21 protein-coding genes are annotated in these 24315 nt (G+C 62.6%); 9 read left to right on the top strand and 12 right to left on the bottom strand.

The features are described from left to right. Positions 1-22 precede the first annotated feature (22 nt). From OKW98_RS12260 to OKW98_RS12250, 3 genes are all read right to left on the bottom strand, one after another. A complete protein-coding gene (locus tag OKW98_RS12260; protein WP_265389388.1) occupies positions 23-964 on the bottom strand; it encodes an ABC transporter substrate-binding protein in 942 nt (313 codons plus the stop codon). Positions 965-1028: 64 nt separating this feature from the next. Beyond that, the gene (locus OKW98_RS12255) at positions 1029-2021 is read right to left on the bottom strand and encodes an ABC transporter permease subunit (RefSeq protein ID WP_108121758.1); all 993 of its coding nucleotides are present in this window, start codon (positions 2019-2021) and stop codon (positions 1029-1031) included. A gap of 159 nt (positions 2022-2180) precedes the next feature. Next, on the bottom strand, positions 2181-3731 hold the full coding sequence (locus OKW98_RS12250) for a sugar ABC transporter ATP-binding protein (RefSeq protein ID WP_265389387.1): 1551 nt from the start codon (positions 3729-3731) through the stop codon (positions 2181-2183). Positions 3732-4422: 691 nt separating this feature from the next. Here OKW98_RS12250 and OKW98_RS12245 point away from each other — a divergent pair. Then, positions 4423-5292 carry an isocitrate lyase/PEP mutase family protein gene (locus OKW98_RS12245; protein ID WP_265389386.1) on the top strand — a complete coding sequence of 290 codons (870 nt, stop codon included), beginning with the start codon at positions 4423-4425 and terminating at the stop codon, positions 5290-5292. A gap of 164 nt (positions 5293-5456) precedes the next feature. Here the strand turns inward: OKW98_RS12245 and OKW98_RS12240 are convergent, their stop codons facing one another. After that, on the bottom strand, positions 5457-5900 hold the full coding sequence (locus OKW98_RS12240) for a cupin domain-containing protein (RefSeq protein WP_265389385.1): 444 nt from the start codon (positions 5898-5900) through the stop codon (positions 5457-5459). Between the two features lie 94 nt (positions 5901-5994). Here OKW98_RS12240 and OKW98_RS12235 point away from each other — a divergent pair, with 94 nt between their 5' ends. Further along, on the top strand, positions 5995-6894 hold the full coding sequence (locus tag OKW98_RS12235) for a LysR family transcriptional regulator (RefSeq protein ID WP_265389384.1): 900 nt from the start codon (positions 5995-5997) through the stop codon (positions 6892-6894). A 9-nt stretch (positions 6895-6903) separates the two neighbouring features. Here the strand turns inward: OKW98_RS12235 and OKW98_RS12230 are convergent, their stop codons facing one another. After that, a complete protein-coding gene (locus tag OKW98_RS12230) occupies positions 6904-9273 on the bottom strand; it encodes a DNA polymerase II (RefSeq protein WP_265389383.1) in 2370 nt (789 codons plus the stop codon). 212 nt (positions 9274-9485) lie between these two features. Between OKW98_RS12230 and OKW98_RS12225 the strand changes: the two genes are divergently transcribed. From OKW98_RS12225 to OKW98_RS12215, 3 genes are all read left to right on the top strand, one after another. Then, the gene (locus OKW98_RS12225; RefSeq protein ID WP_265389382.1) at positions 9486-10181 is read left to right on the top strand and encodes a hypothetical protein; all 696 of its coding nucleotides are present in this window, start codon (positions 9486-9488) and stop codon (positions 10179-10181) included. Then, a complete protein-coding gene (locus OKW98_RS12220; RefSeq protein WP_265389381.1) occupies positions 10178-11092 on the top strand; it encodes a hypothetical protein in 915 nt (304 codons plus the stop codon). The genes OKW98_RS12225 and OKW98_RS12220 overlap by 4 nt, the downstream gene beginning before the upstream one ends. 224 nt (positions 11093-11316) lie before the next feature. Beyond that, on the top strand, positions 11317-12567 hold the full coding sequence (locus OKW98_RS12215; RefSeq protein ID WP_265389380.1) for a M20/M25/M40 family metallo-hydrolase: 1251 nt from the start codon (positions 11317-11319) through the stop codon (positions 12565-12567). Positions 12568-13101: 534 nt separating this feature from the next. On the opposite strand, the gene OKW98_RS12210 is transcribed toward OKW98_RS12215, so the two are convergent. Beyond that, a complete protein-coding gene (locus tag OKW98_RS12210) occupies positions 13102-14274 on the bottom strand; it encodes an aspartate aminotransferase family protein (protein WP_265389379.1) in 1173 nt (390 codons plus the stop codon). Positions 14275-14373: 99 nt separating this feature from the next. On the opposite strand from OKW98_RS12210, the gene OKW98_RS12205 reads away from it, so the two are divergent. Both OKW98_RS12205 and OKW98_RS12200 read left to right on the top strand, forming a co-directional pair. Further along, complete coding sequence (locus OKW98_RS12205) at positions 14374-15276, top strand: LysR family transcriptional regulator (RefSeq protein ID WP_265389378.1); 903 nt, start codon at positions 14374-14376, stop codon at positions 15274-15276. 234 nt (positions 15277-15510) lie between these two features. Then, the gene (locus OKW98_RS12200; RefSeq protein WP_265389377.1) at positions 15511-16449 is read left to right on the top strand and encodes a hypothetical protein; all 939 of its coding nucleotides are present in this window, start codon (positions 15511-15513) and stop codon (positions 16447-16449) included. On the opposite strand, the gene OKW98_RS12195 is transcribed toward OKW98_RS12200, so the two are convergent. The 3 genes from OKW98_RS12195 to OKW98_RS12185 form a co-directional block, all read right to left on the bottom strand. Further along, a complete protein-coding gene (locus OKW98_RS12195; RefSeq protein WP_265389376.1) occupies positions 16450-16767 on the bottom strand; it encodes a class I SAM-dependent methyltransferase in 318 nt (105 codons plus the stop codon). Positions 16768-17024: 257 nt separating this feature from the next. Further along, complete coding sequence (locus tag OKW98_RS12190; RefSeq protein ID WP_265389375.1) at positions 17025-17462, bottom strand: DoxX family protein; 438 nt, start codon at positions 17460-17462, stop codon at positions 17025-17027. 102 nt (positions 17463-17564) lie between these two features. Further along, positions 17565-18968, bottom strand: a complete 1404-nt coding sequence (locus OKW98_RS12185) for a transglycosylase SLT domain-containing protein (RefSeq protein ID WP_265389374.1) — start codon at positions 18966-18968, stop codon at positions 17565-17567. Positions 18969-19166: 198 nt separating this feature from the next. On the opposite strand from OKW98_RS12185, the gene OKW98_RS12180 reads away from it, so the two are divergent. Both OKW98_RS12180 and OKW98_RS12175 read left to right on the top strand, forming a co-directional pair. Further along, positions 19167-19991 (top strand): TatD family hydrolase, encoded by an 825-nt coding sequence (locus OKW98_RS12180; protein WP_265389373.1) that lies wholly within the window; start codon positions 19167-19169, stop codon positions 19989-19991. Between the two features lie 265 nt (positions 19992-20256). After that, positions 20257-20478, top strand: a complete 222-nt coding sequence (locus tag OKW98_RS12175) for a hypothetical protein (protein ID WP_265389372.1) — start codon at positions 20257-20259, stop codon at positions 20476-20478. 77 nt (positions 20479-20555) lie between these two features. Here OKW98_RS12175 and OKW98_RS12170 read toward each other — a convergent pair whose 3' ends face one another. The 3 genes from OKW98_RS12170 to OKW98_RS12160 form a co-directional block, all read right to left on the bottom strand. Beyond that, the gene (locus tag OKW98_RS12170) at positions 20556-21350 is read right to left on the bottom strand and encodes an acyl-CoA thioesterase (protein ID WP_265389371.1); all 795 of its coding nucleotides are present in this window, start codon (positions 21348-21350) and stop codon (positions 20556-20558) included. Between the two features lie 136 nt (positions 21351-21486). Continuing rightward, positions 21487-22257, bottom strand: coding sequence for a CHAD domain-containing protein (locus OKW98_RS12165; RefSeq protein WP_265389718.1), 771 nt, complete (start codon positions 22255-22257; stop codon positions 21487-21489). A 57-nt stretch (positions 22258-22314) separates the two neighbouring features. Continuing rightward, entirely contained in the window at positions 22315-24315 is a 2001-nt protein-coding gene (locus OKW98_RS12160) for a transglutaminase TgpA family protein (protein ID WP_265389370.1), read from the bottom strand.

Here is a 24315-nt window from a genome sequence, read left to right as displayed (position 1 = left end):
CCGACTCCTTCAGGCCTGCGTCTCAGTGCTTGCTGGACCAGCCGCTGTAGGAACCGATGTTGTCGCGGGTGATCAGTTTCGGCGTGAGCTGGGTCACCGCTTCAGCCGGCTTCTTGTCGTTGAGCAGGTCGTTGCCGATGACCACCGCCTGCTGCGCCATGGCCCACGGGTCCTGACTGGCCGAGGCCTGAATCGAGGTATCGGCCTTGAGGGCCTGCTCGATGTCCGGCGCACCGTCCACCGAGGTGATGACGATGCCGCTGCGTTTCAGCTGCTTGGCGGCCAGGTCACTGCCGATGGCTTGAGGGTCGTTGATCGCGAACAGGCCGTCGATTTTCGGGAAGCGGGTCAGGTAACCCTGCATCGCATTCAGGCCGCCTTCGCGTGAGCCTTTGGCGTCCTGATCTTCGGACAGAATCTTGATGTCCGGCGCGGCGGCGAAGGCCGATTTGCAACCGGCGACGCGGTCGGTCACAGCGGTGACTTGCGGGCCGTTCTGGATGATCACGTTGCCCTTGCCCGACAGCTTGTCGACGATGAACTGGCAGGCCAGCTTGCCCGCTTCCACGTTGTCGGTCTGAACGGTGGCGTCGACACCGGCGGCGCTCACGTCCACGGCGACGACCTTGATGCCGGCGGCCTGGGCCTTCTTGACCGCCGAAGCAATGGCCTTCGGGTCCACGGCGTTGATCAGGATCAGGTCGACGCCCGAGGCGATGAAGTTGTCGATCTGCGAGAACTGCTTGCTCAGGTCGTAATCGGCGGAGACAGAGGTCACTTTGACATTGGGGTTGAGCTCCATGGCCTTGGCCTTGGCGCCGTCGGCCAGGGTGACGAAATACGGGTTGCCCAGGGAACCCAGGGTGATGCCGACGGATTTCAGCTCGCGGGCTTCAACGCCCTGGGACAGCAAAGCGGCCAGGCACAGGGACATGACAGCGGGGAATTTGCGTTTGAAGTTCATGGGTTCTCTCTTGTGATTATTGTTGGATTCTTCGTTGAAACGCATGCAGCCATACAGCGTTGGATCAGGTTCGTGCACCGGACTGGCGATAACGATCCAGCGCCACCGCACCGATGATCACGATGCCTTTGATGATGTATTGCCAAATATCGGAAACGCCCAGCAGTACCAGGCCGTTGGTCAACACCGCGATGATCAGCGCGCCGATCAGGGTGCCGCCGATGGTGCCGACGCCGCCGGTGAAGCTGGTGCCGCCGAGGATCACCGCCGCGATGGCGTCCAGCTCGTAGGACTGGCCCAGTTGCAGGCCGTTGGCGGCGAACAGGCGCGAGGCGCTCATCACCGCGCCGAGCCCGGCCAGCGCACCGGAGACCGCGTAGACGAACAGCAACACCTTCCACACCTTGATCCCGGACAGGCGCGCGGCTTCGGGATTGCCGCCCACCGAATAGATCTGCACGCCCATCACCGTGCGGCGCAGGATGAACCACGACACTGCGATGACCGCCACGGCGATGATCACCAGCCACGGCACGCCGAGGACTGAATCGTTACCGATGAAGGCGAAAGGCAGGTCGGGGTTGAAGACGGTTTTGTCGTCGGCCAGCAAACGCGCCAGGCCGCGCATGGCGGTGAGCGCACCGAGGGTGACGATGAACGGCGGCAGACGCATAAATGCGATGAGGCCACCGTTGACCAGACCCAGCAGCAGGCCGAAGCCGACACCGGCGGCGATGCCGAGCATGCCGAACTGCGGCGACATAGAGGCTTGCAGGGCAACCACAGCCGAAGCCGCGAGAATCGCGCCCACCGAAAGGTCGATGCCGGCGGTCAGAATCACGAAGGTCATGCCCGCCGCCAACACCACGTTGACCGAGGCTTGCTGGGTAATGATCGACAGGTTCTGCCAGCTCATAAAGGTGTCGGTCATCAGCGAGAAGCCGATCAGCAACAGAATCAGCACCGGCAGCATGCCAACGGTACGCATCAGTTCGCGCACCCGTTCACGCTTGCTGATGGCGGCAACGGTGGGCGAGTTTTCCAGGGGCAGACTCATGGCCTGGGTTCCTTTTTATTGTTATCGGAAGATTGCGATCCGTGTAGGAGCGCGCTTGCCCGCGAACGGGATCTGTCAGTGGCAAATGCGCTGACTGATACAACGCGTTCGCGGGCAAGCGCGCTCCTGCACGTTAAGTGTCGCGCCTGAGAGGTGGGTCTAGACATGGGCCACCTGTGCACTCCCCGTTGCCAGATCGATGATCCGCTCCTGGGAGATCTCTTGCCCCGACGCGCCGCCGACTTCGGCCACCAGCTCACCTTCGCGCATGATCAGCACGCGGTCGCAGGTGCCGATGATTTCCGGCAGCTCGCTGGAGATCACCACAATGCCGACGCCGGCCTTGGCCAGTTCGTTGATGATTCGATAGATCTCGGACTTCGAGCCGATGTCCACACCGCGCGTCGGCTCATCAAGGATCAGCACGTGGGGCTTGACCTCCAGCAGCCGCGCCAGCAGGACCTTCTGTTGATTGCCGCCGGACAGCGCGCCGACATTGACCTTGCCCGACGCCACGCGAATCGACAGCGAACGAATCGCCTCGATCGCCCGTTTCGCGCCACGGCCGCGATCCAGCACGCCGCCGGTGTGGGCGTCGGGCACGCAGGCGCAGACGTTGATGTTGTCGCGCACGCTCATGTCCAGAAACAGGCCCTGGGCCTTGCGATCTTCGGTCAGGTAAACCACCCCCGCGCGGATGGCGTCGGTGGGGTTGCGCAGATCAGTGATCGCATTGCCGGCCACTTCGAGGGTGCCGGAGGTGCGTGGGTCGGCAGCGAAAATCAGCCGCGCCAGTTCCGTGCGCCCTGCCCCGACCAGCCCGGCGATGCCCAGCACTTCGCCGGCGTGCAGATCGAAGCTGCACGGCTTGACGCGCTTGCCGTCGGCCATGTCGCGCACGCGCATGACCACCGCGCCGGGGTCGTAGGCGGCGTGTTCTTTCTTGTAGAAACCGGACAGGTCGCGGCCGACCATCATCTTCACCAGCGCCTCGGCCGACAGCGCATCGCGCTCCAGCATGCCGACGTACTCGCCGTCGCGCAGCACCGAAACTCGGTCCGACAACTCGTAGATTTCGGCCATGCGATGGCTGATGTAGATGATCGCCAGGCCCTGGTCACGCAGCTGTTTGATCAGCGCAAACAGGCGATCGGTTTCCCGGGACGACAGCGGCGTGGTCGGCTCGTCCATCACCAGGATTTTCGCGTTGGCGTGCAGCGCCCGCGCAATCTCCACCAGTTGCCGCTCGGCAATGGACAGCACGCTGACCTTGGTTGAGGGTTTGAAATCGGCGCCCAGTCGCACCAGCACGTCAACGCAACCGGCTTCCATCGCCTTGCGGTCGATGCTCCAGCCACGGCGCAATTCGCGGCCCAGATAAATATTCTCGGCGACGCTGAGGTTGGGGCAGAGGCTCAGTTCCTGATAGATCACCGCGATGCCGCGCGCTTTGGCAGACAACGGGTCGAACGCGTTCAGGGTCTGTCCGTCGATGCGGATCTCGCCACCGGCATCGGCCTGATAGGCACCGGACAGAATCTTCATCAGCGTCGACTTGCCCGCGCCGTTCTCGCCCATCAGGGCATGAACTTCACCGGCGTACACCTTGAGGGCCACATTTTTCAGCACGCGCAGGCCGTTGAAGGTCTTGGAAATGGCGGTCATTTCCAGCACGGGCTGGGGAGAATCGGAGAGGACGGCAGCACTCATGACCGAGCAGCCGATGAATCAGAAAGGACAAGCGCGGACAGCACACGCGGCAATCGAGCAGACGAGCTGATCATGTGAATCTCCGAGGTTTCTTGTTTTTATGCCTGGGCCACCTCTTTTGCGGGTGGCGCTCGGGTATTGCCTTGAAATATTTCGGAACAGCTGAATCCTAGAACAGCTGAATCGATTCACGCAAGCGCTTGCTTCGGTATTTACAGTTTGGGGTTCGCGGCGGGAGGTCCTGCGACTTCCCGGCTGAAGCCGGTCCCACTAAGAGCGCGGGTCCTACTGGGCGCGGTGTTCCCGTTACGATCGTCCCCTCGCTCCGCGTGGGGATGCATCCTGCGACGCTCCGCGTCACCTGCCCAACATGAATGCGCGTCTTCTGCAGGACGCGGAGCGTCCGGGGCGGCGTTACCGCGCAGAGCGTGGGAACGATCGGCACTCGGCGCGCGTGGTGTTTAAGTGGGACCGGCTTCAGCCGGGAAGAGGCCGGTGAAGTCACCCTTAATTCTGCGGTGTGTTGCTGCCGCCTTCCCTGCTGAAGCGGTCCTGCCAAGTGCTGCGGAGGTCAGCCCTGCGCCGCCACAAACCCACATCAATGCACGTCGCTCGTCGAGGTGAGACGTTTCAGCCTGAATTTGCGGTAGCATTGCTGGCATTTCGATGACGGCCTGAATCAGGAAGCCCTATGTCCAGAATTTCCCACTCCGCTTTGCGTCGCAAATTCCGTGAGCAGCTGGCTTCGCAGCACTGCGTCGAGACAGCTTCAGTGTTCGATCCCATGTCGGCGCGCATTGCGGCCGATCTGGGTTTTGAGGTTGGTATTCTGGGCGGGTCGGTGGCGTCGCTGCAGGTGCTGGCAGCACCGGATTTTGCGTTGATTACCCTGAGCGAATTCGTCGAGCAGGCGACCCGGATCGGTCGTGTCGCGCAGCTGCCGTTCATTGCCGACGCCGACCATGGCTACGGCAACGCCTTGAACGTCATGCGCACCGTGGAAGAACTGGAGCGCGCCGGTGTGGCGGCGCTGACAATCGAAGACACTTTGCTGCCCGCGCAATTCGGGCGCAAATCCACGGATTTGGTGTCCATCGAAGAAGGCATCGGCAAGGTCAAGGCGGCACTTGAAGCCCGGGTCGACCCGGAACTGACGATCGTCGCCCGGACCAACGCCGGCGTGCTGCCCGTCCAGGACATTATCGAACGCACCCTGGCCTACGAAAAGGCCGGTGCCGACGGCATCTGCATCGTCGGGATCAAGGACTTCGAGCACCTGGAGCAGATTTCGGAAAAGCTCAGCGTGCCGCTGATGCTGGTGACCTACGGCAACCCTGAACTCAATGACCGTCAGCGCCTGGCCGATCTGGGCGTGCGGGTGGTGGTCGCAGGCCACGCGGCGTACTTCGCCGCGATCAAGGCCACCTACGACAGCCTTCGCGCCCAACGTCAGGTCACCCACAGCACCTCGAACCACAGCGCCACCGAACTGACGCACACCTACACGTTCCCGGAAAATTACGTGGCCTGGGCCAAGGATTTCATGGACGTGAAGGAGTGAGGCGCAGCGTGACGCAACGGTGCGTCACGCCTCCTGCAGAGTGACATCGGTGGAATACGCGGATCTGTCCTCAGACCGCGGGCCCTGTAGGAGCGCGCTTGCCCGCGAATGCAATGGTTCAGTTACGAAGTGTCCACCGACACAACCCGTCCGGCACCAACCCCTCAGTCTTTTTTCACCGGCCCGGCCAGGTAGGTCTGCTCGGTCACCGGCTCCAGCCAATCAACCGGCTTGCCATCCAGTGCTTCATTGACCGCGACGTGTTGCAGGGCGGTGGTGTCGGTTGCGCCGTGCCAGTGACGGCGGCCGCAGTTGCACCAGATCAGATCGCCCGGGCGGATTTCGGTTTTCGGCCCGCCGTCGCATTGGGTCCAGCCGACGCCATCGGTGACCAGCAAAATCTGCCCCAGCGGGTGGGTGTGCCAGTTGGTGCGCGCGCCGGGCTGGAAATTCACGATAGCCAGGCCGACCCGCGCCGGCGCCGGTGCGTTGAAAATCCGGTCGATTCTGACGTCACCCGTGAACCAGTCTGCCGGGCCCTTGATGGCCTTGGCCGAGCCGGCGCGGTGGATTTGCATGTCTTCAGCAGATAAATCAGTTGAGCTCATAGCGACCTCCAGAAAATGTGCAGGCAGCGTAACAAGGGCGCATTGCCGACAGTATCCGTAGAATGCTTCGATCAAAATGAAGGAGCGCTTCGCAATGGCGGATTACAAACTGGATGACCTGGCCGTATTCGTCGCCGTAGGCCGCGAAGGCAATTTTACCCGCGCCGCCACCGCGCTGGGCATCTCACCCTCCGCCGTCGGCCAGACCATGCGCCTGCTTGAGGAGCGTCTCGGCGTTCGCCTGCTCACCCGCACAACCCGCAGCGTGACCCGCACCGAGGCCGGCGAGCAGTTATTCAAGGGACTGGCGCCGCTGCTCGACGGCATCGAGGAACAGGTCAACGCCGCCATCGACCACAGCGGCCGCCCTTCCGGCACGGTCCGCATCACCGCTGACGAGTTCGCCGCGCGATACGTGCTCTGGCCGCGACTCAAACCGTTGCTCGACCAATACCCTGACATGACCATCGAACTGGTCACCGATTATGGTTTGACCGACATCGTTGCCCAGCGCATCGATGCCGGCGTGCGCCTGGGTGACACCCTCGCGGCGGACATGATCGCCGCGCCGATCGCCCCGCCGTTGCGGCTGATGACCGTGGCGTCCCCCGACTACCTGGCGCGGCATTCCACGCCGCAGGTGCCGGAAGACCTGCCCCGCCATCGCTGCATCAATCTGCGCCTGCCGACCCACGGCGCGCTGTATCAATGGGAGTACGCCAAAGACGGCCGTGATATCCGCGTGCGCGTCGACGGCCCGTTGATCATGAACAGCGTATTTCAGATTCTGCAGGGTTGCCTGGACGGCATCGGTCTGGCGCAGCTTCCCGAGGGCCTGGTGGCCGGGCCTATCGAGCAGGGCGAACTGGTGGAAGTGCTCGCCGATTGGTGCGAACCGTTCGAGGGCTATCACCTGTACTACCCCAGCCGGCGCCAGCACACGGCGGCGTTTCGCGTGGTGCTGGACGCGTTGCGGATCAATCCGCTGGCGTGAGAACGCGGGTCAAAAATCGAAGCTGAACTGGTCCTGGGAACTCAGATCGATGGTCCGCGCGATCACGAACGGCAGGATCGCGTCGGCAATCGGCTGCAGCTGTTTGCTGATGTAGTGGCCGTAATCGATGGCCGCCGTACGCACTTCCAGCGGCTCGGGGCCGGCCACCGTGATCACGTAGCTGATCCAGCCACCATTCTGGTACTGCAACGGCCGTCCCTGCTGGCGGTTGTACTCATCGGCCAGCCGCGCGGCGCGCACATGGGGCGGCACGTTGCGCTCGTAATCGTCGAGGGCCCGGCGCAGGCGCTTGCGATAGATGAGCTGGCCGTCGAGCTCCCCGGCCAGGGTTCGCCCCACGTACTCGCGAATGTATTCCTGAAAGGGCTGACGCTGGAAAATCCGCAGGTACAGCTCCTGCTGAAAGGTCCGGGCCAGCGGTGACCAGTCGGTGCGCACCACCTCAAGGCCCTTGTAGACCATTTCGTCTTCGCCATTGGCGCGGGTCACCAAGCCCGCATAGCGCTTCTTGCTGCCCTCTTCGGCGCCGCGAATGGTTGGCATCAGGAAACGTTTGAAGTGGGTTTCGAATTGCAGTTCGAGCGCACTCTTCAGCCCGTATTCCTCTTCTACATGAGCGCGCCACCAGTCGTTGACCTGCTTGACCAGCGCGGTGCCGATCTGGGCGGCATCGTCTTGCGCGTGGGCTTTTTTCAGCCAGACAAACGTCGAGTCGGTATCGCCGTAAATCACTTCGTAACCCTGGGCTTCGATCAGCAGCCGGGTCTGGTGCATGATCTCGTGCCCGCGCAGGGTGATCGACGACGCCAGCCGCGTGTCGAAGAAGCGGCAACCGCTGGAGCCGAGCACGCCGTAGAACGCATTCATGATGATTTTCAGCGCCTGGGACAGCGGCGCATTGCGCTCGCGTTTGGCGACTTCGCGCCCTTCGGCGACACGCGAGACGATGGCCGGCAGACAGTGCCGCGTCCGGGAAAACCGCGCGCCGCGAAAGCCTTCCACCGACTCGCTGTCGTCGGGGTGCTTGAGGCCTTCGATCAAGCCCACGGGGTCAATCAGAAACGTGCGGATGATCGACGGATACAGGCTCTTGTAATCGAGCACCAACACCGATTCGTACAGCCCGGGCCGGGAATCCATGACGAAACCGCCGGGGCTGGCTTCAGGCATGCGCTCGCCCAGGTTCGGCGCGACGAAGCCCTGGCGATGCATCAGCGGGATGTACAAATGCTCGAACGCGGCCACCGAGCCGCCGTTGCGGTCCACCGGCAAGCCGGTCACCGTGGCGCGTTCGAGGAGGAAGGTCAGCAGCTCGGTCTTGGCAAAAATCTGCGTAACCAGTTCGCAATCCTTGAGGTTGTAACGCGCCAGCGCCGGTTTGTCCTCGGCGAACATGCGGTTGATTTCATCCATGCGCTGATACGGATTGTCGATGGCCTTGCCTTCGCCGAGCAGCGTTTGCGATACGTTTTCCAGACTGAACGAAGGAAAGCTCCAGGTCGCTGAACGCAACGCCTCGATGCCGTCGATGATCAGCCGCCCGGCCGCCGCTGCGAAAAAGTGATTGTTGCGCGCGCCGTGCTCGCGCCAGGTCATCACCTCCCCGCCGCGACCCAGGCGCAGCGGCACATTCAAGCGCCGCGAGTGCTCGTGCAGCACGCGCAGATCGAACTGCACGACGTTCCAGCCGATGATCCCGTCCGGGTCATGGCGGGCCATCCATTCGTTGAGTTTCTCCAGCAGCGCGACGCGGGTGTCGCAGTACTCAAGCTTGAAATTCACCTCGGCGTCATCGCCATTGGCCGGGCCGAGCATGTACACCTGACGCTCGCCGCAGCCGTGCAGGCCGATGCAATACAGCTCACCGCGCTCGGTGGTTTCGATGTCCAGCGAGACCAGTTTGAGGGTCGGTCGGTAACCCGGATCAGGTCTGAGTTGCGCGTCCAGCAACAAGCCATTGCCATCAGCTCGACCGCTGAACTGCACCGGCGCGGTGATGAAACGCTCCATCAGGTAACGCTCGGGCGGGCGGATATCGGCTTCGTAGACGTCGACGCTGGCTTTGCGCAGATCGCTTTCCAGGTTCATCAACTGGCGATGCTGCCGCGTGTAAAGCCCGAGTACCGGGCGATGGCGGAAATCACACAGCTCCAGTGGTTTGAGCTCGACATGGCGCTCGTTGCGCAACACGGCCTCGGCGCGCTCGCGGTGCTGCGCCGGAATAAACGCCACGGAGGTCTGATACGGCAGGCGCACCTGGCGCGGCCCCTCATCGGTGGCCAGCCAGAATTCCACCTCGGTGCCGGCGTCCGTGTCGCGCCAATGCCGGGTCAGGACGAAGCCCTGCTGTAAATCCACCGCTGCAACCTCAAGACCGCTCTTCAGAGCCGAGATTCTACGGCGTCTGGCAAGGTAATGCGCGGGGCGGTTCCACGACACCGCAACGCCGTGTTAGTGCGGACTTATGCGTAAATATATTGACGTCAGTAAACAGTTTTATGGCATCATGCCATCAAGGCATCGCCGCCATGTCTTGACACACTTTATTCACAATCAAAGGGATTTGCCCCATGCTGTTACGCGCTACCCGCCATTGTCTCGCCCTGGTTTTGCTGCTCACCACACTCTCCGGCTGCTCCAGCTTCGTTCAGAAGCCCATCGACCTCGACGCACAGTTCTGGAATGACAAGAAGCCGGTCATAGGCGTCGCATTGAGCCCGCTGCCGCCGCCGCAACTGGCACTGGTCGGCAACCAGGGTCTGCTGGAGCTGGCGATCAATAAAGGCATCAACAGCAAATTGAGCGATCAGGTCAGCGCGTGGGAGTTGCACGACCTGGAGAGCCTGCCTGACGAGGTGGTCGCCAGCCTCAAAGCCAAAGGCCTTAACGCCAAGCGCATACCTGACCTGATCGACCTGACCAAATTCAAGGAGACGGAAAAGCGCGAAGGCTACCTGGCGCGCAACATCAGTGAGCTGCAGACCCGTTACGGCGTTGATCGCGTGCTGCTGATCTCTTACACGACAACAGGGGCGTTCCGCAGTTACTACAGCGTGGTTCCCACCAGCGTCCCGACCCCACAAGTGGGGGGCATCGGCATGCTGGTTGACCCTAAAGACAGCCGCCTGGTCTGGTACAAGCCGTTTGTGGTCGTTCAGCCTGCCCAGGGTGAATGGGATCAGCCGGGGTACAGCAACCTGTCCAACGCGTTCTATCAGGCCGTCGACGGCAGCCGTCAGCAAGTGCTGTCAGCCTTCAACAAATGAGCCCGAAGTACCTTCTCGCCGCGCTCGGATTGAGCCTGGCGCTGGCCGGCTGCGCTCAGTCTTCAGCGCCTTCGCGCAGCTTTAATGACCCGCTGGCGCTGCGCTATATCAAGGATCACGGCGTTCTGGTCGATGTGCAGCTGCCGGCCAGAGATCTGGTCACGGCGTCAATGATCATCGACGCCAAGACTGCCCTGACGGCTCAGCAGACCAGCCAGAACGTTGTCAACGCGGCCCGCGGCACCGGCCTCGCCGGACTGCTGGTCGTCAGCGCGCTGAGTACGCAGATGGGCAGCGCCACGCTGGAGCGCAATGCACGCGATGAGGCCCGCAAAGATGCTCAGCCCATGGCCGCGCTGATCGGCGGTCAACCGCTGGACACCCGCTTGCAGGCACGCTACCGCCAAGCCAGCATCGGTGCCGGACTGCGGCCCGCGACCAATGTGGTTGCAGGTCGGTTGCTCATCCGCCCGAACATCATCCTCGAAGCGGACCGGGGCAGCTTTCGCCTGTTCAACGAAGTCGAGCTGCAAGACATCGCCGGTTCTGCGCTGTATCACGCCCGCATCGAAGTCATCAGTCAGACCTTCCGGCGCTGCGGGGAGCAATGTGTGGACGACGGAGAACTTGACCTCAACAAGGTCATGGAGGTCCTGGATGCGTGCATTGACGAATCAATGAAGGTGCTGGCCCAGGACCTCCAGACTCAGGGCGTGACGGCAAAGGAGCAGACGATCCGCTACGTGGTCAACGGCCAGCGTCATGTCGAGCGTGGACAACTGCTCTCCTCCACTGACACCTACACCCACTATCGAAGCCTGGACGGCGCAGTGCGTTCAGTGCCCGTTCAACTGGAAGGAGCCCACACCGCCCTGCAACAGATCGCTGGCGCGCCCGCCACTCAGCCCTGACCTGCCCATCTGATCGACGATGGTTGCACGCTCCGGAGTCTAGGGTGCATGCCATCGGAAGGCGCAGCGGCGGCAGGACTGCGCTGCGCCAGGGCTGATCTTTTGGCGATCCGGGCGGTGCGAGAGGATCGAGGCGCTGATAGCGCCCGACAAACCTATGCTGCGGGAACGATGTGGGTCCCATGGACATCACAACAACTCGACCACCATCTGAGGGATCCAGCATGCACGTTCGACGCACCGCCCTGACCGTTTCTGTCCTCGCCGCTCTGTTGAGCGGCGGCTTTTCTGCCTTCGGCGCCTATGCCGCGGATGTCTCTCCCGAGCAACTGTTGAAGAAGGCAGAGGCCGAGCAAAAACCCTATCTGGCCACCGTCAAGCAACTGGTCGACATCGACACCGGGACCGGTCAGGCGCCCGGCCTGAAAATGGTCAGCGCGGTGCTGGTCGAACGCCTCAAGGCCCTGGGCGCAACGGTGGAAACCACGCCAGCGACGCCCTCGGCGGGCGATAACATCGTCGGCACCCTCAAGGGCACGGGCAGCAAATCCTTTCTGCTGATGATTCACTACGACACCGTGTTCGGCCCGGGCACCGCCGCCAAGCGACCTTTCCGCGTCGACGGCGAGCACGCCTATGGCCCCGGTGTGGCCGATGCCAAAGGTGGCGTGGCCATGGTGCTGCATACCCTGAAGCTGCTGGAAGACGAGAAATTCAAGGACTTCGGCACGATCACCGTGCTGTTCAATCCTGACGAAGAGACGGGGTCCGCCGGCTCGAAAACCCTCATCGCCGAACTGGCCCGCAAGCACGACTACGTGTTCTCGTTCGAACCACCGGACAAGGACGCCGTGACGGTCGCGACCAACGGCATCAACGGCGTGTTCGTCGACGTCAAAGGCAAGTCCTCCCACGCCGGCTCCGCCCCGGAAGCCGGGCGCAATGCGGCCATGGAACTGGCCCACCAACTGGTGCAGCTCAAGGACCTGGGCGACCCGGCCAAGGGCACAACGGTCAACTGGACGCTGATCAAAGGCGGCGAGAAGCGCAACATCATCCCCTCCAGCGCCGCGGCCGAAGGCGACATGCGCTACTCGGACCTGAGCGAATCCGACCGGGTGCTGGCCGACGGACAGCGCATCGTGCAAGGCAACATGATCGACGGCACCGAGGTCACCTTCCGCCTCGACAAAGGCCGCCCACCCCTGGCGAAAAACCCGGCCACCGACGACCTCGCAAAAACGGCGCAAGCGATCTACGCCAAAACCGGCCGCACCCTCGAACCCATCGCCATGCGCTTCGGCACCGACGCCGGCTACGCCTACGTGCCCAATAGCCAAAAACCCGCCGTCCTCGAAACCATGGGCGTCGTCGGCGCCGGCCTCCACGCCGACGACGAATACATCGACCTCACCAGCATTGCCCCGAGGCTCTACCTGACGGCGGCGATGATTATGGAATTGTCTGAGAAATGACGCGGGGCTGATGCTCCGTAGGACTAGTGAACAGGCGGTTGGGGTGGGACGCGGAGCGTCAGAGGCGGCATTACCACGCGGAGCGTGGGAACGATCGGGCATAGAACCGCACGATTGATGGTGCCCAAACCGGCCCCTTCCCGGCTAAAGCCGGTCCCACTAACAGCAGCGCGTGCAGCCTGTGGGATTGGCTCGGACTGTAGGACCGGCTTCAGCCGGGAAGCTTTTGATCTTGATCTGCTTTTGATCTTCAAACACATAAAGCCCAGACACCACAAAACGCGACTTGGGTGCAGGCTGAACGCAGGTCTCGCTCCGTGGGCCGAGCGGCATGGATGCCGCGAGAGCCGCCCCCCCGCCATGGATGGCGGATGGCGGCGGGCCCACGGAGCGAGACCGGAGTGAAGGAACCCTGACGAAGGAAGGGCCAAACCGAGAGCAGGCACTTTTGCTTACTTTTGGTGCTTTTCAAAAGTAAGTCGCCGAAGGCGAAACAGTCTGCCCCCAGGCAGACGCTCTTGATCTTAAAAAACCTCAACCGCGAAGCGCGCCTACAACGCCCGCCACAATCCGGTCCACCTCATCACCATCAATCACCAACGGCGGCAACAGCCGAATCGTCTGCCCCCGCGTCACATTGATCAACACCCCATACTCCTGCGCCGCCACCAGACACACATCCCGAATCGGCCGCGTCAACTCAATCCCGACCATCAACCCCAACCCCCGCACCTGCGCCACATCAGCGTGCCCCGCCAGCGCGACGCGCAGCCCCGCCAGCAACCGCTCGCCCTGCACCGCCGCATTGTGCAAAAGCCCCTCCCCCTCAACGATATCCAGCACCGTACAACCCACCCGACAAGCCAACGGATTACCGCCGAACGTACTGCCATGACTGCCCGGCGTGAACAACCGCGCCACCGCCGTCGTCGCCAGACAAGCGCCAATAGGAATGCCATTGCCCAACGCCTTCGCCAGCGTCATCACATCCGGCACGATCCCCTCATGCTCAAACGCAAACCAGCGCCCCGTCCGGCCAATCCCGGTCTGGATCTCGTCGAGCATCATCAGCCAGCCGTTGTGAGTGCAATGGACACGCAACGCCTTCAGATACCCCGGCGGCGGCAACGCCACACCGCCCTCGCCCTGAACCGGCTCGACCAGCACCGCAACAATCCGCTCGCCATACACCCGCGTTGACCGCTCAACTGCCGCCATGTCGCCGAAGGCCACCTTCACGAACTCGCCCGACATCGGCTGATAACCCAGCCGCGCTGCGCCGTTATCGCTGGCCGACAACGTGCCCAGGGTACGGCCGTGAAACGCGTTGTCCATCACCAGCACCAACGGATGCTCGATGCCCTTGGCCCAGCCATACAAACGCGCCAGCTTGAGCGCGGTTTCGTTGGCCTCGGCGCCGGAATTGTTGAAAAACACCTGATCCAGGCCCGACAGCCGGGTCAGACGCTGCGCCAGTTTCTGCTGCCAGTCGATGCGGTAATGGTTGGACGTGTGCAAGAGCAGCCCGGCCTGTTCGCTGATCGCCGCGACAATCTGAGGGTGGCTGTGGCCGACGTTGGTCACGGCGACACCCGCGACGGCATCCAGGTACTGACGCCCACTGTCATCCCACAGCCGCGCGCCTTCGCCACGAATGAAGCTCAAGGGCATCGGTTTGTAAGTGTTCATCAGGCAGGCGGCGGTCATGTCGGTGGCTCCATCACGGTTAAGTGGAGCCAGTATCGTTAGCCCGTTCTGATGTATAAAGACCGCCATCCTTCAGTGACTTTAAAGCAGGACTTGATAATGGACGTTTTTTTGGCGATGACGGTGTTCGTCAAAGTGGTGGAAGGCGGCAGCATGACCGCGGCCGCTCGCCAGTGCGAAATGTCTACGACCATGGTCGGCAATCACCTCAAAGCCCTGGAGCAACGCCTGGGCGTGAGCCTGCTGCAGCGCACCACGCGCCGGCAAAACCTCACTGAATTCGGCCTGGAGTACTACCGGCGTTGCGTCGAGGTGCTGGGTTTGGTCAACGACTCCGAGCGCATGGCCGAACAGGCCCAGACCGCGCCCAGCGGCACGCTACGCGTCACCGCTCCGCCGGCCTTCGGCGCCGAACGTCTGGCGCCGCTGCTCAGCGATTTCGTCCAGCGCTACCCGGAGATCAAGGTCGAGGTGGTGCTCAGCAATCAGACGATGGACCTGATCGAGCACGGTTTCGATGCCGCCATCCGCCTCGGCACCCCGGAATCATCGGCCTTGATCGCCCGACCGCTGCAGGACTATACCCTGACCATCTGCGCGGCGCCCTCGTACCTGAAACGCCGGGGCACGCCGAAGACCGCCGATGACCTGCGTGACCACGACTGCCTCGCGTTCGCCTATCCGGCAGGCGACGACTGGCGTGCCGCCGAGAAACTGTGGCGTCTGACCGGGCCCGACGGCGTGATGGAAGTGCCGGTGTCGGGCTCGATGATCGTCAACAGCACGCCGGCGCTGCGCCAGGCCGTGCTCGCCGGAATGGGCGTGTCGATGCTGCCCGACGTGCTGATCAGCGAGGACATTGCCAGCGCAAAGCTCGTGCCGTTGCTGCAGGATTACCAACCGCCCAGCCGCACGCTGTGGCTGATGTACCCCCAGGACCGCTACCGCCTGCCCAAAGTGCGGCAGTTCGTTGAACACGCGTTGCGCGCCTGGGGTAAATGAGCAGTCAAGTCCAACAGGCCGTCTACCCGAGCAGCCACCGTCAACGGGGCGCGCAGCCCCGGCTTGTTTAACGCCTCGGTTCGGACCCCGCGCTTACATCACGATACAGTCATGAGCCTTTGGTGCGGTTGACGCCGGCGAGGCCACGGCCAGACTCCAGAAAAGGACTTTCGAGCGACTCATCGCTCAGACCGCTCCTCTTCGGAGCTTCATCACACGTCAAGGAATGACTGTATGCCCCTCAACTCATCCGCTACATCCCGCCCGCCCCATCTCGACTGGATGGCGCAAACGGCTGAACTCGGTCGGTTGCGCATCGACCAACTCATCCTGCCCGGCGCCCACAATGCCGGCAGTGACAAGCTATCACCCAACTTCGCCGTACCCCAGGAGATGGCGCAGGATCTCGCGCCCCTGGAACAACTGCGCCAGGGCGTGCGGGCGCTGGATTTGCGCGTGGCGTTCTATTCAAAGTATGAAAAAGGTGATGCGCGGCGTTTTCAGCTGTTTCACCTGACCTCGTCAGGACGCACGGTCGCCGGGGACATTCTGGCGTGTGTCCATGCATTCTTTGAAGAACTGGAGCAGAACAGCGCCCCTGCACGTGAAATCGTTATTCTGGATTTCCATCTGTTCAAGGATTTCACTGAATCGACCCATCGCGAATTCCAAGGCCTGATCACCACAACCCTCGGCTCGAGGGCTGTGCCTCGGCGGATGGGCAAGCTGACCCTGGAAAACATCTGGCGGGATCATCCGGGCAAGCATGTCGTGCTCGCCTACAACCACCGTTCGGGTGACGATCTGTTATGGCCCGGGGTCAAGCAACGCTGGCCCGGGGCGAACCTGTTCAACACCAACACCCTGAAGGCGTTCGTCAACGAAGTCGCGCTGGAATACAAACCGCCGTTCAGCCTGACCGCCATCCAGTGCGCCAAGTATTCGCTGCCGCTGCACGCAGCCAGCGACTTGAGCCAGAAGATCGATCAGTGGTTTGCGTCGACGGACGAGAATAGCTTCATTCAGAACTTCTACATCATCAACACCGACTGGACCCTGCGCAGTGCGCTGGTCGCCCACTGCCGCCATGCGAACGCTGTGCGTGCGCGTTTGCACCTGCGCCATCCGGAACTGTCGCTGCAACCGAGACGGCGAGTGGCCAGCAACGGGTGATCAGCAGCGCGTGATCAGGCCCTGTCGGGCGACGCGGATCAGTTGGTGAATCACCTCTTCCGCGCGCTCGGCTGTGGGCGCCTGAATCACCGCCAGATCAAACTGGTCATTGCTGAAGCGCGCGAGGGCGTCGTCGGTTTCGATGAACTGAATGAGAAAGGCGTGGGGGCCGCCCTGGCGACGCGGCCAGCCGTCGAGATAACGCAGCAGCGTCGGCTGGTGGGCGCCGCCCAGAAGGATTTGCGGATTACGGCGATTGAACTGGCTGGCGATGGGGGCCAGACGAACGAGGGGACGCGGGTGGGAATGACGGCTCATAGTGTCGTTTTCTCTGCCTCATTGATCCGCTGGGCAGCGGTGAGAGGCAACACCGAACCAGCGCTTTAGCGGAATTTCGATGACGAATGACCGTCACCCGGCGCCCCGCAAGTAGCTGTTTAAATCGGCGCATGAGCGGCATCCTAGAGAAGCGGCGTGGGCATTGTCAATCGGCGCATCCCGTCGTTTGCCCATTGAACCTGACGCAAAAAAAATCCCGGTGTCGTGAGATGCCGGGATTGCTTTGGTGGCGAGAACTAGCGGCGTGCGATCACGCGGTCCAGGGACAGGCGACCGGCGCCTTCGAACAGCACCGCTACCGCAGCGGCGATCAGCGCCAGGCCGAATTCATAACCGTTGTTGGCCATGAACAAGCCGTTGTGGATGTGCACCGAGAGGATCGCCACCACCAGCATCACGATCACCACCAACGCCGCCGGCCGTGCCAGCAAGCCGAGGAACAGCGCCAGGCCACCGAAAAATTCTGCGCTGCCGGACATCAACGCCATCAAGTAGCCAGGGTTCAGGCCCAGGCTCGCCATGTACTGGCCGGTGCCTTCCAGGCCGTAGCCGCCGAACATACCGAACAGCTTCTGGCTGCCGTGGGCCATGAGGATGATGCCGATCAGAATCCGCAGGCCGGTGATGCCGAAACCGGCGTGGGTGTTGAACAGCGATTTGAGTTGAGCATTCATGGCGTCTAATTCCGTTTGAGTTGAGAATGGCGCCATCTTAATCGTTTCTATAAATATGAAAATCGCAAAATAAGCGTCATACACATCGAATCCATAGATATGTTACCGCGTGGCAGGACGCTCCAGTGAACTGCGGGCCTGATCAAACGCCAGGTAGTATTTGTTGACGCTATTCACGTAGCTCACGACGTTCTTGCCGCCCTGCTCCATGGCCACGCGCTCGACCTGAAAAAACCACTGGTTGGGGTTGAGCCCCTGGCGCTTCGCTTCCGCGCGCATGGCCTGCACGCGCTCCGGGCCAAGGTTATAGGCCGCCAGGGTAAACGCCATGCGCTCGCGCTCGTTGATTTTCGGGCTGGCGAAAAACTTGCGCCGCAGCAGCGCCATGTATTTGCTTGCCGCCTGAACGTTACCGTCGAGGTCGTGAATGTTGTCGACGCCGACGCGCTGGGCAGCCGACGGCGTGATCTGCAGCAGGCCTGTGGCGCCACTGCCGCCCTTGGCGACCGGGTTTAGCGCCGACTCCTTGAAGGCCACGGCGGCGAGGTCGAGCCAGTCCATCTTCTGTTTCTCGGCATGCAGTTGCAGCGTGGGACGCAGTTTTTCCAGGCGCTGACGGTCTTCGCGGGCCAGCGGGTTGTGGATCTGGTAGCGGTCCTTGTAGGCGGTCTGGAAGGCGGCGTCCTGATTGCGCGGCGGTTCATAGGTTTGCAGGAAACGGTCAACGGCGCCGCGCAACATCACCGCGTCTTTGCGCACGAACCAGTTCATGTCCCCCGGATCGCTCAAGGCAGCGGCGCGGTCAATCCTCAGTTTCGGCATCACTTTGGCCCAACGCTCGGCGATGGGTTGCTCGACCACGGTCAGGTGATAAACCCCGGCTTGAACCATTTCCAGCACATCCTCCACTGCCAGGCTCGGGTCGACCCATTCGATCTTCACCGGCGGCAGCTTGCGCAGGGCCAGTTTCTGGTTCAGTTGAAGGATGGCTTCATCGGCGGCGCTGCCGCTGGTCAGCATCAGCGTGCGCCCGGAGAGCTGTTCAGGATGCCTGAGCCCGCGCTCACCTCTGACGCCTACGACCACCAGCGGCACTTGGGCCACCACCGGTTCAGAGGCGTCAACATAGAGGGCGGCACTGGCATCCAGCAGTTCGCCCGGCGCAACCATGTCGCCCTCGCCCCGCTGCAGTGCGGCGAGCAGTTGATCCTTGGCTTTGGGAATGAGTTTGAGGGAGATTTTCTGGCCATCGCGGGCGTGGCTGTTGAGGTAGGTCTCGAATGCCTGCAAGCGACGGCACTCGACGCCAACGGGCTCACCCTGCACTTCGGCGGAGCTGTTGCGGCTCTGATTGACCAGCACCCGCAGGACTTTGCCGCTGCGGATTGCCGGCAGGTCGCGCACCTGACTCTTTTTGATCACCACGGGCGGGCCGGCGGGGCGCGGCGACGCGTGGCCGGGCACGGCCATGACGCACATCAGGGAAAACAGGGACGCTCGGATCATTGACGCTCCGATGAAAGGCCGAAAAAAAACGGGCTTGAAGTCTGTGTCGCGCAGCTGACCGGCTCGCCTCGTGCATCGCGGCGTGCGTCAACAAAAGCGGGTTCACAGGATTGGGTATGCCAAGCAGTTGAGCCTGCTTGTTTTTTATCGCTTCAATCGCTCTGGTATTCTTCTCGGCCTCTGGCCTGAGGTAGCACCATGCAACTAATAGACATTGGCGTCAACTTGACCAACCCCAGCTTCGCTGCCCGCGAACGCGAGGTGGTAGAGCGCGCTTACGCCGCCGGCGTCGGTCAGTTGATCCTCACCGGCACCGACGTCGAGGGCAGCGAACAAGCCCTTGTGTTGTCGCGCCAGCTTGATGAAAGCGCCGAGCGGTTGTTCAGCACCGCCGGCATTCATCCGCACTCGGCCAGCGCCTGGACGGGCGAAACCGAAGGCCAGCTTAGGGCGCTGCTGCGTGAGAAGACCGTCTGCGCCGTGGGTGAATGCGGGCTGGATTTCAATCGCGACTTCTCCCCTCGCCCGCAGCAGGAGAAAGTCCTGGAAGCGCATCTGGCGCTGGCCGTCGAGCTGCAACTGCCGGTGTTTCTCCATGAGCGCGATGCCGACGAGCGCCTGCTCGCCATTTTGCGCGACTACCGCGACCAGCTCCCGGCGGCGGTGGTGCATTGCTTCACCGGGGAAAAACGCGCGCTGTTCAACTACCTGGACCTGGACCTGCACATCGGCATCACCGGCTGGATCTGCGACGAACGCCGGGGCACGCACCTGCACCCGCTGGTCCGCGAAATCCCCCGTGGCCGGTTGATGCTGGAAAGCGACGCCCCATACCTGCTGCCTCGCACCTTGCGGCCAAAACCGAAGAACGGCCGCAACGAACCGGCCTATTTGCCTGAGGTGTTGCGGGAAGTGGCGCTGCACCGAGAGGAAAGCCCGACGGATGTCGCGGCCCACACCACCGAGTGCGCGCGGGCGTTCTTTGCGTTGCCGGTGGTTGCGGCGTTCGCTCAACAGTCGTAAAACCGCCGCCTGGCATAGATTTCCCGGCCGCACGGATCTCAACTGTAGGAGCGCGCTTGCCCGCGAACGCGGTGGGTCAGCTGACATCTTCGTGACTGACCCACCGCGTTCGCGGGCAAGCGCGCTCCTACACGACCGTTGGGAGCCAGCCCATCTGCCTTCTATCAGGGTGATAGCAATCCTCGATTCGCCGAACCGAAGATCCGGGCCTATTCTCACCTTTATCGAAAACACTTCTTATTCAAGCGTTACCGAGGTAAGCATCATGCCCAAGTTCATCACGGATCTTCACATCGGCGAATTCTTCAACCCATCGCGCAAAGAAGGCCTGCCGTCGAACGTCGTGCTCTCGTCCCTGGCGTTCCCGCTGTCCATCGTCTCCGGTCTGCTTCTGCTGGACGGCGCGTTCAACGGCAGCCTGACGTCCGCCGCCATCGGTGTGCTGGGTCTGGTCGCTGCCCAAGCCATTAAAGCCCGAGGCCAGTAAGGCCTCAGGCTTTTAGTCACTCCAGGCAATGCGGGACGTGAGCACGTCCACCGTAAATCCGGCCTATCCACTGCTGGTCAGCCAAACACCGCCACTGTCTGGCGACTGATCGCCACCAACTCCCCTTTCGGCGTCCACAGCGCCGCTGCGGTATGACCGTAGCCATCGCGGGCATGCTCGATCACCGCTCGGTACTGCGTCCAGTCGTGGGTGGTCATCGCGGGCAACGGCTGCACAAACTCGATCGTCCAGGTCAACGAGCTGCCAGGCGCCGGCTTGTTCAGGTGCGGCAATACGGCTGGTGGCCAGGTGTCGACCAGCGCCAGCAGGTGCGCTTCGGTCAAGGGTTCCTCTTCCACGTCACGCAAGCGCGCGTAGCCGCCAATCGCCCCAGACGGCGTGTTGGAAAACGGCAGGCCGCCCAGCGCCCAGCGCAGGTCGATGAAACGCAGGTATTCCGGCATCACCCCCGAAACAAAAGGGAACGGCTGAATCTCGTCCACCGGCTTGAACACTGGCGCCGGCTCAGCCTGCACCGAAATCATCGAATCACGGGGCGCGCCGAAACTGCCTTGAATCAGCGTGACGACTTCGCCGTTCTGCACGGCCCGGCCCAGGACCTGGCTGACGGCCTTGCCCTCGCGCAGGATTTCCACTTCAAACGAAATCGGCGTGTCGATGGCCGGCGGGGCCACGAAACAGATCGCCAGCGACCGAACCGGCCGCTCAGTTGAGACCTTCGCGCGCATCGCTTCATACATCAGCGCAGCCATCAGCCCGCCGAAACAGGCACGCCCTTGGGCCCATGAGGCGGGGATGCTGACGGATTCGGGATGGGTACGGACGGCATCGAGCAGCTCGGAGAATTTCATGGGCGTTCCAAGGTGGCAGGCAGGATGGGCGAATGGTAGCGAGGCAGCCGCCGCAGGACAGGGTTTATAAGCGCCATTCCTGCGGACCAGACTGTTTAAAAGCGACTGTGCCCGACCATCCCGCGCCCGAGGTCACTTAGCGCGCAGAGTGTTTACCGAAGCAGGCCTTGTACAAGCGTTCCAGGACTTGATCGGACTTTTGCTCGGCACGATGAATGCCCAGTTCCCACCCGGCCACGCAAGGCGAAAGATCGGTCTGATGCCGCGCCTGTTCCAGCCATTGCAGGTGATCGTGCCAATCGCCCAGTGCGCCTTGGGCCGCTTTCAAACGGCGTTGCATGTCTTTCGGCTGATGACTGAGTTCCGGGTAGGCCTCGCCGGCATAACGCACGCGCTTGATCAACAGGCGCAGGCGATGACGGTCATGGGCGGGATCACCCATGGCTTCACGCAGTTGCTTCCACTGTTTGTCCAGGCGCTTTTCGATGCGTTGCTCCAGCTTGTCGAGCAGACCGTGGCGCTGCTGGGTGCGCAGCAGGGCCGGCAATTGATCCAGCACGTCGAACAGCCGATTGAGCTCTGCAGAGCTGGCCACTTTCGGGCACGCTGATTTCAGGTACTGATCGCGCTTGGCCGCCGCCTGGGGCAGACCCTGTTCATCGAGAAACGCCGCCAGCACCTGCATGTCGCGCAAAGGCGTGGTCAGCGCACCGACCTCTTTCGCCGCCCCTTCCACTTGATCCAGCCCCGGCAGACCACGCAACGGGCGCAAGACACTGCGCAGGCGGCGGACGTTGGTCCGCAGATCGTGCAGCGCTTCGCTGTCGGTGGAGACTTCCAGCCGCGCGTGGCAGGCAAGCAGTTTGATATGAAGACCGATAATCTCGGCGACCAGGTGATCGACCATCGATGACATGAAACACTCCTTGGCTGTTGATGACGGCTGAAGATTCATGGGTGTGATTTACGGCTGCTTGCCCCTCACGGCGGACAAACGCCACGGCAGGCTGCGGCGCAGGGATTTCAGGCGCTGGCGCAGCGCACCAACGGAGCCGTCTGCCCCGGCATAGCGCTGGGCCTCGAACTCGTGGACAAAATCCCTGATCGCCCCGGCGTGGGCCGGCAGTTGCTCGGCAGCACGTTGCGCGAAGGCCTGAGCGCCTTCACCCGGCTGACGTTTAAGACCCTGCCGGGCGAGCAGACGTTCGAAATGGTTGAACAGGCGCAGTTGTGAATCGCTTTCGCGCCGCCACGGCTTGAACAGCCACAGCGCCAGCAGGCCCAGGATAACCGCCGCGCCGCCGGCAAACACCGGCGCCTGAAAACCTGAGAACCAGCGGCCCAGGACCTGCAGCTGTTGCTGACCCTGATAGCCCAGCACCCAGCGCTGCCAGCCGTAATTGAGGTTGTCCCAGCCCATGCGGATCGAATTGACCCAGGCCAGGTGCCGATAGCGCAGGGCTGACATCGGCGAATCGGCGAGGAATTCTTCGTCCGCCGCCAGCGCCTGTTCGAGCCCCTGCTCGACCCGCGCGGGCGCCACCGCTGCGGTGGGATCGACGCTGCGCCAGCCCACGTTCGGCTGCCAGTACTCTACCCAGGCGTGGGCATCGAACTGGCGCACCGTAAGGTAATTGCCATCCGGGTTCAGTTCGCCACCCTGATAACCGGCGACCACACGTGCCGGCACGCCCGCCGCCCGCAGCGCAAAGGTCATGGCCCCGGCGTAGTGGGCACAGAAACCGGCACGGCTGCCGAACAGAAAGTCATCGATGCTGTTGGCCCCCAGCGCCGGGGGCTTGAGGGTGTAGCGAAACGGCTGCGAAGTGAAATACGACAGCAGCGCGTCCACCACGTCGTCGGTGTCGGGATGGCGACGATGCAGGTCAGCCGCCCATTCGCGCACCTGGGGATTGCCTTTGGCCGGCAGTTGCAGGGCCTGCAACCGGGCGCCGTCACTGAGCACGGTTTCGCGCACGGCGTCAGGCCAGGATTCGACGTTGTAGAGCATCGATTGCTCGATCGGACGCCGCCGCTGCCAGCGGAAGTCGCTCATCTGGCGCACGCCGGCCAGATCGGTCTGGCCCACGTCGAGGGTCATCAGCCACGGCTTGCCGGTGGGCTCCAGCACCACGCTGTAGCTGACCCGCTCGCCTTCCCGGCGCCACAGCGGCGCGTCCGGCACTTGCGCCCGCGACGATTGCGACCAGCGTCTGCCGTCGAACTGCTCCAGGGTCAGCGCGCGCCAGTACAGCTGATTGCGCGGCGGCAGCGGGCCGTCAAAACTCGCGCGAAAGACCAGCTCGGCGGACTTGCTCAGCTCGGCGATGTCCCCCGGCGCCATGCTGTCGGACAGACCGGTCAGCGCCTTGTTGCTCGGTTGCGGCAACGACCACAGCGGATCGAGGCGAGGGAAAAACAGGAACAGCAAAATCATCAGCGGCACGGCCTGCATCAACAGTTTGGCCGACAGCCTCAACGTGGCGGCGGGCTTGCTGGAGATACCGGACTGCTGCAGGCCGATCAGCGCGGCCAGCAGCGTGGTGATGGGCAGCAGGGTAAACAGGCCCCAGAGCAGCGAGTCTTCGAACAGGTAACCGACCGCGATGCAGAAGAAACCGAGAAAGATCAGCACCAGCGCATCCCGTCGGTTCTGCATTTCCAGCATCTTCAGGATGAACGCGGCGATCAGCAGCGCCGCCCCCGCATCCAGGCCGATCAAACTGCCCCGTGCCAGGTAAATGCCCCCGGCGGTGCCGACCAGCAGTCCCGATTTGATCCAGGTACCGGGCATGCGCACGCGCATACGGAAGATCTGAATCCGCCAGAACGAACAGACCAGCCACAGCACGATCAACGCCACCGGCACATGCAAAGCGAACGGCACGATCACCAGCGCCTGAGCGATCAGCAGCCAGTTGAGGCTGACCCGCGGAATCGGTTTGGCCAGGCTTGAGGAGGTCAT

Origin of the sequence: Pseudomonas sp. KU26590 (assembly GCF_026153515.1) — a bacterium.
Lineage (GTDB): Bacteria > Pseudomonadota > Gammaproteobacteria > Pseudomonadales > Pseudomonadaceae > Aquipseudomonas.
This window is presented reverse-complemented; position numbering and strand designations above follow the sequence as displayed.